The 14739-nt window shown below is 59.5% G+C and carries 18 protein-coding genes; 3 read left to right on the top strand and 15 right to left on the bottom strand.

What is annotated here, in order from left to right:
- The 7 genes from rps8p to BA066_03705 all read right to left on the bottom strand — a co-directional run.
- The coding region (gene rps8p, locus BA066_03675; protein ID RDD53565.1) for a 30S ribosomal protein S8 at window positions 1–110 on the bottom strand (110 nt) is incomplete at its 3' end.
- 9 nt (window positions 111–119) lie between these two features.
- On the bottom strand, window positions 120–284 hold the full coding sequence (locus tag BA066_03680) for a 30S ribosomal protein S14 (protein RDD53582.1): 165 nt from the start codon (window positions 282–284) through the stop codon (window positions 120–122).
- 9 nt (window positions 285–293) lie between these two features.
- Window positions 294–851 carry a 50S ribosomal protein L5 gene (locus BA066_03685; protein RDD53566.1) on the bottom strand — a complete coding sequence of 186 codons (558 nt, stop codon included), beginning with the start codon at window positions 849–851 and terminating at the stop codon, window positions 294–296.
- Between the two features lie 5 nt (window positions 852–856).
- Window positions 857–1579: a 30S ribosomal protein S4e gene (locus BA066_03690; protein ID RDD53567.1), complete on the bottom strand. Its 723-nt coding sequence runs from the start codon at window positions 1577–1579 to the stop codon at window positions 857–859.
- The gene (locus BA066_03695) at window positions 1576–1971 is read right to left on the bottom strand and encodes a 50S ribosomal protein L24 (GenBank protein ID RDD53568.1); all 396 of its coding nucleotides are present in this window, start codon (window positions 1969–1971) and stop codon (window positions 1576–1578) included. Before BA066_03695 ends, BA066_03690 begins: the two co-directional genes overlap by 4 nt.
- Before the next feature lie 9 nt (window positions 1972–1980).
- A complete protein-coding gene (locus tag BA066_03700; GenBank protein RDD53569.1) occupies window positions 1981–2406 on the bottom strand; it encodes a 50S ribosomal protein L14 in 426 nt (141 codons plus the stop codon).
- Window positions 2407–2578: 172 nt separating this feature from the next.
- Entirely contained in the window at window positions 2579–3235 is a 657-nt protein-coding gene (locus BA066_03705) for an adenylate kinase (GenBank protein ID RDD53570.1), read from the bottom strand.
- Window positions 3236–3300: 65 nt separating this feature from the next.
- On the opposite strand from BA066_03705, the gene BA066_03710 reads away from it, so the two are divergent.
- A complete protein-coding gene (locus tag BA066_03710; protein ID RDD53571.1) occupies window positions 3301–4518 on the top strand; it encodes a M20/M25/M40 family metallo-hydrolase in 1218 nt (405 codons plus the stop codon).
- Here the strand turns inward: BA066_03710 and BA066_03715 are convergent.
- Window positions 4508–4846 carry a transcriptional regulator gene (locus BA066_03715; GenBank protein RDD53572.1) on the bottom strand — a complete coding sequence of 113 codons (339 nt, stop codon included), beginning with the start codon at window positions 4844–4846 and terminating at the stop codon, window positions 4508–4510. The genes BA066_03710 and BA066_03715 overlap by 11 nt on opposite strands.
- Window positions 4847–4861: 15 nt before the next feature.
- Between BA066_03715 and BA066_03720 the strand changes: the two genes are divergently transcribed.
- Entirely contained in the window at window positions 4862–5584 is a 723-nt protein-coding gene (locus BA066_03720; GenBank protein ID RDD53573.1) for a 5-formyltetrahydrofolate cyclo-ligase, read from the top strand.
- Here BA066_03720 and BA066_03725 read toward each other — a convergent pair.
- The 5 genes from BA066_03725 to BA066_03745 all read right to left on the bottom strand — a co-directional run bounded on the left by BA066_03725 (window position 5543) and on the right by BA066_03745 (window position 11869).
- Window positions 5543–6052, bottom strand: coding sequence for an Lrp/AsnC family transcriptional regulator (locus BA066_03725; protein ID RDD53574.1), 510 nt, complete (start codon window positions 6050–6052; stop codon window positions 5543–5545). The two genes, BA066_03720 and BA066_03725, sit on opposite strands and share 42 nt — an antisense overlap.
- A gap of 134 nt (window positions 6053–6186) precedes the next feature.
- Entirely contained in the window at window positions 6187–8277 is a 2091-nt protein-coding gene (gene feoB / locus BA066_03730; GenBank protein RDD53575.1) for a ferrous iron transport protein B, read from the bottom strand.
- A complete protein-coding gene (locus tag BA066_03735; protein ID RDD53576.1) occupies window positions 8274–8507 on the bottom strand; it encodes a ferrous iron transport protein A in 234 nt (77 codons plus the stop codon). Before BA066_03735 ends, feoB begins: the two co-directional genes overlap by 4 nt.
- Before the next feature lie 23 nt (window positions 8508–8530).
- The gene (locus BA066_03740) at window positions 8531–10363 is read right to left on the bottom strand and encodes an ATP-dependent helicase (protein ID RDD53577.1); all 1833 of its coding nucleotides are present in this window, start codon (window positions 10361–10363) and stop codon (window positions 8531–8533) included.
- A 6-nt stretch (window positions 10364–10369) separates the two neighbouring features.
- Window positions 10370–11869 carry an elongation factor 1-alpha gene (locus tag BA066_03745; GenBank protein RDD53578.1) on the bottom strand — a complete coding sequence of 500 codons (1500 nt, stop codon included), beginning with the start codon at window positions 11867–11869 and terminating at the stop codon, window positions 10370–10372.
- Window positions 11870–12020: 151 nt separating this feature from the next.
- On the opposite strand from BA066_03745, the gene BA066_03750 reads away from it, so the two are divergent.
- Entirely contained in the window at window positions 12021–13016 is a 996-nt protein-coding gene (locus BA066_03750) for a D-glycerate dehydrogenase (protein RDD53579.1), read from the top strand.
- 5 nt (window positions 13017–13021) lie between these two features.
- On the opposite strand, the gene mtnA is transcribed toward BA066_03750, so the two are convergent.
- Complete coding sequence (gene mtnA / locus BA066_03755) at window positions 13022–14065, bottom strand: S-methyl-5-thioribose-1-phosphate isomerase (GenBank protein RDD53580.1); 1044 nt, start codon at window positions 14063–14065, stop codon at window positions 13022–13024.
- Window positions 14049–14711: a hypothetical protein gene (locus tag BA066_03760; protein RDD53581.1), complete on the bottom strand. Its 663-nt coding sequence runs from the start codon at window positions 14709–14711 to the stop codon at window positions 14049–14051. The genes mtnA and BA066_03760 overlap by 17 nt, the downstream gene beginning before the upstream one ends.
- Between the last annotated feature and the right edge of the window lie 28 nt (window positions 14712–14739).

Below are 14739 nucleotides of genomic sequence, written 5' to 3' on the forward strand. Positions count from 1 at the left end.
ACCCTCCCTATAAGCTTGGAGGCCACGTTTATCACGACCTCCCTCTTCCCGACCATTGAACCGTTCGTGAGAGCGCTCATAGCATCTGCCAGGGGGTCCAGCCTCGTCATGGCATCACCTCACTCGTACTTCCTCCAGCCCATCAGGGGGGCCACCTCCAGGAAGCAGGACCTGCAGAGGTATAGATCATACTTCCTTATTATCCCGTACCCCACCCTGCCGCACCTCCTGCAGACGTAGGCCCCCTTGCCCTTCGTCCTGACCTTCTTCTTGGGTTTGGCCATTTCCATCACCTACTCGCTCGCTTGAATGACCTCCATATTTAAGTACTTCTCGGCGAAGACGATCGACTCCATTCTGCTGAGCCTTTGCCTCAGGGGAATCCTCCTCCTCTCGATCCTCCTCCTGGCCACCCTGTAACCGGCCCTTCCCATCGTCACTATGACGTCCATCCCGAATATGCCTATATCGGCCCTGTACTTGACTCCAGGTATGTCTATGTGCTCCTTTATCCCGAAGGCGAAGTTCCCGAACTCATCGAAGGAGCTAGCCTTTATCCTCCTTCCCACGGCCTCCGCCAGTCTATCAAGAAGCTCAACGGCTTTCTTTCCCCTAACTGTAACTGAGACAGCTATCGGCTCCTTCTTCCTTATTCCAAACTCCCTTATTGTCCTCTTGGCCCTTCTCTCCACCGGCTTCTGACCAGTCAGCTCCTCCAGGACCTTGCCGGCCCTCTCGAGAACCTCCCCGCTCCTGCCAACGGCTATGTTCAGCGTCACGGCGAGGACCCTAGGGATTAGCATGGGGTTTCTCTCCCACCTCCTCAGTATCTCCTCCCTGAGTTCCTGCAAGCCGATCACCTCACCTTCACCCTGGGGGTTTCCCTGCCCACCACCATGACGTTCTTGGGAACCCCCCTGTAGACGAGCTCCGGGTTCTCAGCGTCCCTGATCTCAACTATCTCCCCGACCCCCTCGAGAACCCCTAGGCGTCCCGCCATCCTACCCCTCGTGACGAGGACAAGGGAGCCCTGCTGGAACTTCATCACCTCCTTAATCTCCTGGGAAGGGATTTCTATCAGAAGGGAATCACCTGGCCTCACCTCGCGCCCGATCCTATCGCTGAAGAGGAAGTTCCTGCCGTCGTGCGAGGTCAGCTGGATCCTGCCTCCCCTCACGGTCCTCTTCCCAACCACCTTGACGACCTTCAGCCTGCTCTCGGCCGCGGGTATCTCCAGGAGCCTGAGGAACCTGTGAGGATCGGGCACGATCCTGTAATGAGCGTCCATCTCCGGGATCGATATCACGTCCATCAGACCGACCTGGAACTTGTGGTCGTACCTTGGCTTCCCGTCCACGTAGATCTTCCTCATGCTTATTATCTTCTTGGCCTCCCTAGCGGTGGTGGCTAGTCCCAGCACGTCCCTCACCACTAGGAGAAGGGGTATCCCCTCGTCGAGCGGGTGGGGCCCCGGCCTGGGCTTCACCACCCAGACCCTCTCCCTCTTGGCCACTGGATAGTAGCCCGGGGCAGCCAGCCTCTTGAGATGCCTTGAATCTCCCATCTTGCCCATGCTCACTCACCCTCCTCCACCACCTCGACCTTCGCCCCCCTCCTCTCCAGGATCCTCCTCCTGGCCTCGTCCTTGAGGTTTAGCTTCGTTATGACTACCTTCGACGGATGTATGGGAACTGGAACCTCAGTCCCATCAGCCTTCTTCCTGACGATCCCCTTTATCGCTATCCTGTACCTCTTCCTATCTACGGATATGACCTCGCCCTCGCTGCCCCTGAAGTCGCCCCTGACCACCCTGACCCTGTCCCCCCTCCTCACCGGGAGAGACCTTATGCCGTACTTGCTCCTGAGCTCCTCCGATAGGGGGGCCGACATGATCTTGGCCCTGTGATGGAGGGGGGCATTGTAGAGGTACTTCCTCTGCTTGCTGGGCTTGTGAGAGGTCGTCCTCTGCATCGGATCACCTCACACGACCTGAGCGGAGACCACGCTGAGGCTCGGCCACCTCTCTATGGCCTCCTTGGCTATGGGTCCCCTGAACTCCGACCCCCTGGGGGTGCCATCATCGTTGACGAGAACTGCGGCATTATCCTCGAAGACGACCCACTGCCCATTCTTCCTCCTGTAGGGCATCCGCTGCCTCACTATTATCGCCTTGAAGGGCTTGTGCATGAGGTCATACCTCCCCTTCTTGACCACCACGGAGACCATGTCTCCCACGCTGGCGGTCGGTATCCTATCCTTCCTTCCCTTGTAGCCGTGGACCCCGATTATCATGAGTAACTTCGCCCCGGTGTTATCTACGCACTTCAGCCTGGCCCTAACCGGTAGACCCCGCGATATCTTGGGTTTCACACCCTCTACCTTTCTCCTCCTCGCGACCTTCGACATGGGCTCTCCTCACGCCTAGCCCGGGTGATGATTTAAAAACGTGTGGATGCCCGGGCGGCTCCCGATCCCCGCCCCCTGAGGGTCTCAGTGAGGTCAGCGGCAGATCCACAGGCATTGAGATCTTAACCACCAAGGGCTTCACTCGGACTGGAGGCTCAGAGGTCCTGCCTTTTCAGCTGCTTTCCCGAACCCCCGCCTCCGACAGCCTCCTCAGGGCCTCGGACCTCACGGTCCCGATGTCGCTCGAGGCGTCAACCGATACCAGCTTCCCCCTCCTCCTGTAGTACTCCAGAAGGGGTTCCGTCTCCTCCCTGAAGACGTCCAGTCTCTTCAATATCTTCTCGTAGCAGTCATCGCTCCTCTGATAGAGCCTCCCCCCGCAGTCACACCTCCTGATGTCCTCAGGCGGATCGTAGAAGATGTTGTACGTCCTGCCGCATCTCTCGCACACCAGCCTTCCCATCATCCTCCTGAGCACAGTCAGGTCGCTCACGTCGAAGTAGAGGACAGCATCCAGCTCCAGGCCCCTTGAGGCTAGGAAGGAGTCCAACCACTCGGCCTGCTTGAGGTTCCTGGGGAATCCGTCCAGGATGAAGCCTCCTGGGACCTGACTGAGTCTCCTCTCGAGCACCCTGTAAACCACATCGTCGGGCACGAGCCTTCCCTCATCCATGTACCCCTTTATCAGTTTCCCCAGCTCCGATCCCGACCTTATCTCCTCCTTCAGGAGATCGCTCATCACTATCCGAGGGATCCCGAGGGCCTCCGCCAGGAACTCCCCCTGCGTGCCCTTTCCGGCACCCGGTTTGCCCAGAAGCACTATCCTCAAAGCCGACACCCCGGAGCCGGGGGGTGATAGTTTAAAAGGTCGATTAGGGCGGTGGCCAGAGGCTTATGCCCCCGGACGTGGTAGAGGATGAGGGCATGTTCAACCTCCTCATGGAGCTCGTGAGGGTGGATACGAGCGCGATAGGGAGGAGGAACTACCGGAGGGTTGTCGAGCTCATCAGGAATGAGGCGGAGGCCCTTGGGATGAGAACACACGTCCAGGTGATCAGGGATGAGAGGGGTGAGCTCCCCAGCCTGATAGCTTGGAAGGACCTGGGTGCCGATAGGAACCTCCTGCTCCTCTCCCACTACGACGTGGTCCCCGCCACGGGACCTTGGATCCTGGATGGAGTTGAATTCGATCCATTCGATCCCAGGAGGGTTAACGGAAGGATATACGGTAGGGGAGCGGCTGACGACAAGTCCGCCATAGCCCTGAGCCTCTCGGCCTGCGGGAGGGTGATCAGGAGGGGGAAGGCCAGGTACAATCCCATCTTAGCTGTCGTGGGGGATGAGGAGGTCGGGGGAACTGGCGTCGTCGCCCTGGCTGAGGGAGGACTGAGGGAGGCCGGTGTTGAGCCCGATGCCGTCATAGTGATAGATGCCGCCCCGGACTTCGTTGGGATCGGGGCCAGCGGCGTCATAAATGGGGATCTTATCATCAGGGGAAGGGGAGGTCACGCCGGAAGACCCTTCGCCGCCAGGAATCCAGTTCACCTCGCTATAAGGTTGGCGGATGAGCTTCTCACGGGCTTCTCGCAGAATCACGCCTCCAGGCTTTCCAAGATACCCTCGCCCCCGGGGTCCCCCGTGCCCAGGCTCTGGGGCAGGTTCAGCATAACGATCATGGAGGCGGGAACGCAGCACAACGTGATCCCGAGCGAGGCCAGGCTCGGCTTCGACATAAGATTCATCCCTGATGAGGGGAAGGAGGAGGTTATAGAGAGGTTCAGGGCCGCAGTGGCGGCCGCGGCCTGCAAGATAGGGGCTGATGTCGATGTCAGGATAAAGGAGACGCTGAATCCGGGGTGGATGACGGACCCGAGCGATGATTTCGTCAGGGAGGTGCTCGACAGTTACGAGAGGCACTTCGGATCCAGGGCGATAGCGGGCTCCCTCGGGGGAAATGATGGCTTCGTGTTCGCCAATAAGGGGATCCCGACGGTTTCCCTGGGAACCATAGAGCTCGAGAGCAACGCCCACGGTGATCTGGAGAACGTGAGGGAGAGCCTCGTCGTTGCCATGAGGGACACCCTGGTCGACCTGATGTCGCTCACCTTATGATGAACCTGGGCGGGGATATCCACTCGCTCCCGCAGCTGGGGCACCTGCTCGGCTTCCTGGGCTTCCTCAGGTCCCTGAAGACGTATCCGCACTTCCTGCACTGGGGAGGCTCCATCAGCAGCGTCTTCCCGTACTTGGCCCTCACGGTCCTGGCCACGTGCTCCAGATGCTCATATATCTCCCTGGACTCGCTGGGATCCATCTCGAGGTGCCTCGCTATATCATCAACTGACATTGGCTCCGATGAGGCCATGAGGACCTCTATTATCCTCTCCCTCTGGCTCAAGGTGGCACCACCAGCATCGATGATCTCCCTTTTTAACCTCATCACCCAGGGATCCCCGTGAGCCTGAGGGAGGAGAAGGAGAGGGTAAGGAGGCTTGTTTGGAGGCTGATGGAGGAGAGGGGAGTGGCCCGTTTTCCTAAACCTATAGAGGGCAGGATACCGAACTTCGTGGGTGCCGAGGAGGCTGCCAGGAGGCTGAGCCTTCAGAGGGAGTGGAGGGAGGCCCAAGTGATATTCGTGAACCCCGACTCCCCTCAGAGGCATGTCAGGTACCTCGGGCTCTCTCAAGGTAAGCTGATAGTGATGGCCACCCCGAGGCTGAGGGAGGGATTCCTCCTCCTCGATCCTAAGGAGATACCTGTATGGAGATACTCAGAGGCCTCCACGATAGCTGGCTCATTCAAGCACGGGAGGAGGATAGGGCTGGATGTCCCCAAGATAGACCTCAAGGTCACCGGATCGGTCGCCGTGGACCCGAGGGGAGGGAGGGTTGGCAAGGGCCACGGCTACTCCGACCTGGAGTACGGGATATTGGGGGAGGTGGGAGCCATATCCCGCAGCACCCCGGTGGCGACGACCGTTCACGACCTTCAGATCCTGGAGGAGGTTCCCATGGAGCGCCAGGACATGCCCGTCAACCTGATAGTAACCCCCACCAGCGTTCTCAGGACGGATCGCCGCGGCGAGCCCAGGATCCTCTGGGAGCTGGTGACCCCGGAGCTTGAGGAGGAGATACCCTTACTTGGGGAGCTCAGGAGGAAACTTCCTGAGAGGAGATAGGGCTTCGTAGGGGCTCTTGAGCACCATGAGCGTGTGGGTCCTCTCAACGTCCGGATGCCTGGCCAGCTCCGATATCAGGAACCTGGTGAGCTCGTCCATGTCCCTGGCCCTCACCTTCAGAAGGACATCGTAATCCCCTGTTATTATGTGAGCCTCCTCTATCCAGGGCAGATCCGGCCTGCTCTCCGACTCCCTCCCTATCTCCTCTATGAATATCTCCTGATTTGACTTATCCTGCTCCGGCTTCCTCCTCCTTATCTGAACCAGGACGAAGGCCGTTATCTGATACCCTATCTTCCTGTGATCCAGTAGGGCCGTGAACCCCCTTATGAGACCGGATTCCACGAGCCTCCTTATCCTGGAATCCAAAGTCGTCCTGGGGACGCCAAGCCTCTTCGAGAGGTCGCTTACAGTCGCCCTGCCATCCCTCACGAGCTCATCCATGACCCTGATGTCCAGCTCATCCATCCCGCTATGACTGGGGAGGAAAGTAATAAGGTTCACCTGCTCGGAGGGGCCCGGGCACCTCGCCCGGCCGCCCCAGCCAGCCCAGCTTCCAGCTGTCACGCGCGAGGGGCCACTGCGGAGGGCCGGCGAAGGCGCTAGTCGAATCCTAGGATCGATCCGATCAGATGGATCAGGGATGAGAGTAGGAAGGCAACTGAGAGCTCCATTAGTACAGCTATCAACACGTATTTGACCCTTCTGAGCTCAGATAGTATCGTTGAGAGCGTCGCCACGCATGGGACGTAGAAGCTCATCAGGAGGGCCAGCGATGCTGCCCTGAGCGGTGTCATCCCCATGGCCCTTATCGCGGCCACGGGATCGGGTGTTCCTGAGAGCGAGGAGAACACAACCAAAAGTCCTTCCTTCGCCACAAAACCGGCTTCCAGGGCCAGGGCTATCCTCCAGTCGTTCAGGCCGGCCGGTGAGAGGGCTGGGGCTAAGAGGCCGCCGATCATCGAGGCGAAGCTCCCTGACAGGTCGCCTGAGTAGCCTGCCGGTCCCGTGTTCAGGGCCAGCCATGTGAGCGCGCCCACCAGGACTATTATGAGGCCCGCCTTCCTGAGGAAGTGGAGCGTGTTCGCCTTCGCGTACCACCAGACCACCCTCATGCTCGGGACGTGGTAGGGAGGGAGCTCCATCAGCAGCTCCGGCGCCCCCCTGGATCCGAAGAGGATCAGCCTGAGCAACTTGGACGATATCAGGAACATCAGGATCCCGATCAGGTATATCGAGAGCATGAGGGATGCCTGAAGCAGAGGTTCGGGGAAGGCAGCGGCAGCTATCGCCACAAGCACTATCAGCCTGGCCTGGCACGGGATGAAGGGTTCAGTCATGCCCACCAGGATCCTCTCCTCCTCATCCTCCAGGCCCCTGGTGGCCACCACGGCGGGGACGCTGCACCCCAGGCCCACGGCCGCTGGGAAGAAGGACCTCCCGCTGAGACCGAACCTCCTGAAGAAGCTGTCCAGGGAGGTGGCAGCCCTAGGGAATACACCGCTGTCCTGAAGGGCCCCAAGGATCATGTAGGTTATCAGGAGGAGCGGTATGAATGACAGAAGGGTCCCAAGGCTGCCCAGGATTCCCTCGGATATGAGCCCGACGGAGAAGTCGTCCAGGCCCAGCGAGCGGAGCGTGGATGCTAATAGGGAGGAGAGGGTATCGAAGAGGGATCCCAGGAGACCTGTCAAGCTGTAGCTCTCCATCAGATCCGCTAGATCCCCCAATCCCATGGCCCTCATGATGATATTAGCCGGGAATCCCGTGTTAAGGGTGAATATCATGAGGAAGGTTGCCATTATGAGCGAGATCGATGCCAGGGGCCCAGCCATGGGGTGCAGCAACAGGGAGTCGAGGGCCTCCTCCAGGGAGGGGCTTGAGAGGCCAACCCTCCTGACGTTCTCCCTAAGCAGCTCCTCTATCAACTCGTACCTTGAGGATATCGTCAGGCTCTCCGGATCAGCCGCCAGCTCCCTTCTGGCTTCCTCCCTCAGCCTCAGCGCCTCATCAGCCACTCCAGGATTCTCCCTAGAGATCTCCTCGAGGAGCGCATCGTCCCCCTCCAGCAGCCTGACCGCGGCCCACCTGGTCGGGTATCCCTCGAGCCCCCCCTCCCTGAGCACCCTCTCCAGCCTCGCTATGAACCTCTCGAGCCCATCGTAGTCCACACGGAGGGGCTCCTTCCTCCCAGACCTCCCCTCGGCCACTTCCATGACGGCCCTCAGCAGCTTCCCTATCCCGATCCCCTTGAGGGCCGATATAGGGACCACGGGGACCCCAAGCCTCCCCTCCAATCCCTCAGCGTTTACGTGTATCCCCCTCTTCTCAGCGGCGTCCATCATGTTCAGGGCGATCACCACCCTGCCGTAGAGCTCCAATGCGCTCACCGCCAGATACAGGGATTTCTCGAGGGATGTGGCATCCACCACGAGTATGAGGGCATCTGGCCTCTCCCTGATGATGAAATCCCTCGCTATCCTCTCCCCCGGATCCCTGGCTGACAGGCTGTAGATCCCGGGCAGGTCGACTATCCTCAGCCTCACCCCCCCGTGGGTGAGGACGCCCTCGAACCTCTGGAGCGTCACCCCAGCCCAGTTGGCGACGTGGACGTTTCCCCCCGTCATCCTGTTGAAGAGCGTGCTCTTCCCAACGTTCGGGGATCCGGCCAATCCTATCAGAAGTTCCCTCAATCCACCACCTCTACTAGGACCCTAGAGGCCAGCCCCCTGCCCAGGGCGAACGTGACGCCTTTCACCCTTATCACAATGGGACCGAAGGAGTTGGAGAGCACCTCCACCACCTCCCCGGGCAAAATCCCCATCTCCATGAGCCTCCTGGCAGCTCCCCAGCCGCCGGCTATCGAGACCACCCTTCCTCTCTCCCTGGGCCTCAGGCTGGAAAGGGGGACGGGCTGACCCAACTCACCACCAAAGTTAGATTAACCTAACTTTTATATAAGCGTTCCCTCAGGAGGGCCAGGCCCCTCCTCCTGCCCCTGGAGAGCCTCTCCTCGATTGTCCCCCTTGTCACTATCTCGTAAACATCCGCCACCTTCCCCGGGGCCCCCCTGACGACCCTGCCGACCCTCTGGGCCATCTGCCTCCTGGAGCCTGATCCGCTAACTATGATTGCAACATCCGCATCAGGAACATCTATCCCCTCATCCAGGACCCTGGTTGTCACTATCACGTTGATCTCCCCCCTCCTGAACCTCTCGAATATCTCCGCCCTGTTTGAGGTCTTCCCTATCATGAGCTCAACCCTGTACCCCCTCCTCCTCAGCTCCTTGTAGACCTCCTCGGCCTGGTCTATGTACTCCGTGAATATCAACACCTTCCTATCCCTGACCTCCTCCATTATCCTCAGGACCTCCCCTATCTTACCAGCTGCCTTCAGGGCGTACCTCTTCTCGATCATCCTCCTCTCCTCCTCATCCCTGGCGAACCTGAGCTCCCTCTCCATCCTCCTTCTCTCCTCCTCACTCAGATCGACGTAGACGAGGTGATGCCTCACCGGGGCGAGGAAACCCCTGGAAAGTAGCTCCTGAAAGCTTATCTTGTACACTATGTCGCCAGCAGTCAGGAATATAAGGTGATCGTTCCCGTCCGCCCTCTCGGGCGTCGCTGAGAGCCCCAGCCTGTACCTCGCCTTCGACCTGAAGGCCACCTCCTTGAAAGTGGAGGCGGGCACGTGGTGCACCTCATCGAATACAACAAGCGAGAATCTATCGAAAAGAGAGTCTATGTGCTTGGCCACCGAGTTGTATATTCCAACTGTAACTGGTCTCAGCTCCTTCCTCCTCCCGGAGAAGACCCCGGGATTAACGGAAAGTCTCTCCCTGATCAGCTGAACCCACTGGCCCACCATCTCCTCGGTGACCACGCATACCAGGGTGCTCCTGGAGGTCCTGAATATTGCCTCGAGCCCCACATAGGTCTTCCCGGCTCCCGTCGGCATTACAACTGTTCCGAACCTCCCGTTCTCCTCCCACCTCCTGACGGCCTCCTCCTGAAAGTCGTAGAGGGAGAAGGACTTCACTGGATGGATCTCCTCCTCCGGCCAGCTGATCTCATCCCTCACGGAGAACCCGTTCCTGCTTGCCATCCTGACGATCCAGTGATGGGCGAAGTAGGGGGCCTCGAACCCCCTGCCGGTCCTCCTCAGAACTCTTATCTCCTGAACCCTGACCTCCCTGAGGGTCTTCACGTAGTACTTTACTGTGGATATGCTCTCCAGGTCCCTGAGCAGGCCTTCATCCTGATAAGGGATCTCCAGGACCATTCCCCTCCCACCATCCCTCAGGATCACCTCCTTCTTGACAGAGAGCATCCCCTTCACCCTCTCGAGGAGCTCATCTAGATAGTAGCCGTTTATCGAGCCTGTCAGCCTGTCGTAGGCCCCAAGGGGACCGAGCTCGGAGAGCATCCTTTTGATCTCGCTCAGGTCCAGGACCGCCAGCCCCTCCTCGAGCCTGAAAGGCTCCCTGACCTCGCCGCAAGGTAGGAAGGCGAACTTCCCCCTTTCGAACATCCTCCTCAGCCTCTCATCAATCTCCTCACTGTATCTCAGGATCTCATCCATTATGAGCTCCTCCGGCACCCCGAAGACATCGGAGAGGATGCTTGTATCGCCGCAGATGGCCCTCCTCGGATCTAGGACCCAGACCGCCCCGGAGGGGTCGAACCTGCAGATCCTCCTGAGCCTCTCCCTCACCTCATCGAAGATGGAATCGGACACGGACCTCTCGAATACCCTGCCGGCCACCCTGACCCTCAAGGGGATCTACTCCACTATTGCCACTATCTCCCCTATCCCCTTGGTCCTCCCCTCTCTGAAGACGAAAGGACTTCCCAAGGTCACGTACTCCGGCCTAAGGATGAACTTGAAGGTGGCCTCCGCGACATCTCCTGTCCTGAGGTACGGCTTAGACGCCTCAATGAGCTTAGCTGGCTGCCTTATGGTCTTAAGGTGTATAACGGGCTCGTAACCCGCTTTTATCGTCGTCGGGTGGTGGAGCACCCTTATGCGGGCCCTGAACATCCTCACGGCCTTAGGCTTGGAGTTCATATCTAGTAGGACCATCCCCTTCCTCACCTCATCGTAGTCAGCATTAGTAATCGCGAATGTGGCGAACTGGCCTGCAAGAGCTCTCTCCACGCTCACCCTGTTGACCTGGATGGACTTCACCCTGACCACCCTGAAGGAGCCGTCATCGAAGGGGCCGAGGAGCGCCCTCTGGCCAGCTGATATGAGGCCCGACTCCACCAGACCGGAGAGGACGAGCCCCACCCCGGGCACGTTGAACTTGTCATCGACGTAGCAGATGAACTCACCGTTCTGCCTCTCAGCCCAGTTCACCCTCTGGGGCAGCATGTTCATGAACCTCTTGAGGAGGGGCAGGCCCTCACCCGTGACGTTTGAGATCAGGAATATGGGCGCGACCCTCCCATGGGGCATGTTCCTGGCAGCCAAGGCGCAGTCGTTCTCGTCCCTCACCAGAAGCGGGACCTTGTTAACGCCCGGAAGCTTGAGGACACTGATCAGACTCTCTAGGTTCCTCCTGAGCACGTCCTCTGGCGTTATGTCCACCTTCGTCACCACTAGGAAGGTCGGTATTCCCAGGACGACTGATATGCCCAGGTGCTCCCTGAAGCTCCCTATGGGGCCCGCGTTAGCTGCGACCACCAGGGCCGCGTAGTCCGGGAGGGATCCCATGACCCCCTTGAGGGTGGTCCTGAGGTACCTCTCGTGACCGGCGAGGTCTATCAGAGTGATCACCTTGGAGGACCTGAGGTATATCTCCGCCTCGTCATAATGCCTGAGCTCATCGTTGACCGAGTTCCCGGAGTCGTCGAAGCCAATTATGTGGTGGCTCACGGATGAGGACCTCCTGTACTTGAGCTCGTGAAGGTACCTGGCGACCTGGCTCATTGCCAGGCCGTCGCCATCATCTAGGGTCCCGGAGATCAGGACACCCTTCAGGGTGGACTTCCCGGCATCCACGTTCCCGAGGAGGGCCACTGACACCTGTATGGGAGGGACTTCCAGGCTCCTCCTTATCAGTAGCTCGTAAACGTAACCTCTTGATGCCCTTTCCTTCCTTACGATGATGAACTTGGCTCCCAGCCTTCCGGTCACCTCCTCCATGACCCTCAGGGACTCAGATGCCTCCTCATCCGTCAGGCCCACTGGCATCCCATCGTCCGTCAGGCCGAGCTCGTAGAAGGCCTCGCCTCCCCCCTCGTTGAGCCTGTAGTTGAGCTGGGTCACTAGCCTCTCCACCCTCTCCTCGGAATCCGCCTCAAGCCTCAGCTTGTACTCCAGGTTACCCTCCTCCCTCTCGGGTTCCAGTCTAAATACCGATCACCTCTATCCGGGATCCCGGCGTCGGGATAAAAATAAATTGTGTTGCCTCCGGGATCAGCGGGTCACCATGCAGCCCAGGGTCTTCATAACGAGGGAGATACCCGAGAGGGGGCTCTCGAGGATAAGGGAGCACTTCGAGGTCGACCTATGGAGAGATGAGGCTCCTCCGCCCAAGAGCGTCATACTGGAGAGGGTGAAGGAAGCTGATGCCCTGGTTTCCCTGCTCACCGACCCGATAGATGCTGAGGTATACGATGCCGCCCCCAGGCTGAGGATAATCGCCCAGTACGCCGTGGGCTACGACAACATAGACGTCGGTGAGGCCACGAGGAGGGGGATATACGTGACGAACACGCCGGGCGTGCTCACGGAGACCACAGCGGATTTCGCATTCGCCCTCCTTATGGCTGCAGCTAGGCGCGTGGTGGAGGCGGACAGGTACGTCAGGGAGGGGAGGTGGAGGGTCGCCTGGCATCCCATGATGATGCTGGGCCACGACGTGCACGGCAGAACACTTGGAATAGTGGGCCTCGGGAGGATAGGCGCGGCCATGGCCAGGAGGGCCAAGGGGTTCGGTATGAGGGTCCTCTACTACGATTCCATAAGGAGGGAGGACCTGGAGAGGGAGCTAGGGGTGGAGTACGTCCCCCTGGAGAGGCTACTGGAGGAGTCGGATTTCGTCTCACTCCACGTCCCCCTGACGCCGGAGACATACCACCTCATAGGGGAGGAGCAGCTGAGGAGGATGAAGCCCACGGCCATACTGGTGAACACATCCAGGGGGAAGGTGGTGGATCAGAGGGCCCTTTACAGGGCGCTGAAGGAGGGATGGATAGCCGGAGCCGGCCTGGACGTATTCGAGCAGGAGCCGATACCGCCGGATGATCCCCTCCTTAAGCTGGAGAACGTGGTGCTTGCGCCCCATGCCGCGAGCGCCAGCCACGAGACGAGATCGAGGATGGCCGAGATCGTGGCGGAGAACCTCATAGCCTTCAAGAGGGGGGAGGTTCCCCCGAACCTCGTAAATCCAGATGTAGTGAGGGTGAGGCCCCCAGGCTTCTGATTTTTTTAGCGAGGGACTGAGAGGATCCTCCTTATCCCCTCATCGAAGGGCCTCCTAACGATCCCCCTCTCCGTTATTATCCCGGTCAGGTTGCCGGGTGGGGTCACATCGAACGCCGGGTTCAGGACCTCAACCCCCTCAGGCGCTATCCTCCTCCCGTTAACAACTAGGACCTCCTCAGGATCCCTCATCTCTATCCTAACATCCTCCCTCGAGGACCTCGCATCTATTGTGGAGGTGGGAGCCGCCACGTAGAAGGGGACCCCGTGCTCCTTGGCGAGGACCGATAGCGTGTAGGTCCCTATCTTGTTGAAGACAGTCCCGTCAGAGAGCACCCTGTCGGCCCCCGTTATTATTAGGTCCACCCCTAGCTCGGAGATCACGTAGCCCGCGGCCCCATCGACTATCAGCTTGACGGGGATGCCCGCTCTCCTAAGCTCGAAGGCCGTTATCCTGGCCCCCTGAAGCAAGGGCCTCGTCTCGAGAACGTAAACCTCGAATCTCACCCCCTCGCTCCTCGCTAGGTATAGGGGGGCTGTTGCCGTCCCGAGCCAGACGGTAGCTAGGGAGCCAGCGTTGCATATAGTCATGATCCTGCATCCATCCCTTATCAGGCCCCTGCCATGCTCCCCTATGGCCATGTTGGCCCTCACGTCCTCCTCAGCTATCTCCCTCGCCTCCCTGAGGATCCTCTCCCTCATCTCCTCGACGCTCCCAGCCCCCTCAATCGCGCGCATCATCCTCTCCAGGGCCCAGAACATGTTGTAAGCGGTGGGCCTCGTGGACCCGAGCAGTTCCGCTGCCCTCCTCATCTCCCTAGCGAAGCCCTCCGGGTCGCTCACCCCTATCCTGGTGGAGTGGAGGGCCAGGCCGAAGGCAGCCGCAGCCGCTATAGCTGGCGCCCCCCTGACGACCATGTTCCTTATGGCGAATGAGACGCATTCTATGCTCTCGCACTCGAAGAAGGTGAGCTCCTCAGGGAGCCTCCTCTGATCGACCATTATGACCTTTCTCCCATCGAACTCGACGGTCCTAGGTAGATCTATCATCCAAGAACCCCCTCAGCATCCCCCTGTCCGTAAATAACTTTTTAGGGATCAAGCCTATCCTCTCGAGGGAGAAGCGGGCCAGGTCCAAGACGGCCCTGGCCTCTCCCATTATCCTGGAGTCGCTGGTCGCTACCACCTCGTGCGACAGTATCTCCGAGTCCACCCTCTTGGATGTCCTGACCTCGAGCTCGCCCCCCATGAGCTCCCTTATCCTCCCGGCTATGACTCCGCTGCCTGGGACTGGGGAGTCAAGGTACAAAGTCGCCCTACCGGGCCCCAGCTGCTCCAGGGCCTCCCTTATCGTGGAGACAGCCCTCTCGAAGAATGAGGAGGGCCTGTAAGAGGAGCGGGATAGCGTGAGATCCCTGACCACACCATCGGAGCATATGTAGACGGGATCACCGGCCAGGGCCCTCTCAACTGTTATTACGACGTTGAAGCCGTCTATCCCCAGATCGGCCCCCCTCACCATGTGGGGAGGGATCACCTTAAGGGCGTTCCTCATGGACTCCTCCGGCGGCCTCACTAGCTTCGAGAGAGCCACCCTCTCCACCTTCCTCAGGGAGAGGGCCCTCGCCAGGGAGTCTATGGGATCCGGGACCCCGAGCGCGTAGAGGAGGAGCGCTGGATAGGCCAGTCTCTCCACTAGCTCCCTTCTAATCGTCCCTTCAGCA

The organism is Candidatus Korarchaeota archaeon NZ13-K (genome assembly GCA_003344655.1).
GTDB lineage: Archaea > Korarchaeota > Korarchaeia > Korarchaeales > Korarchaeaceae > Korarchaeum.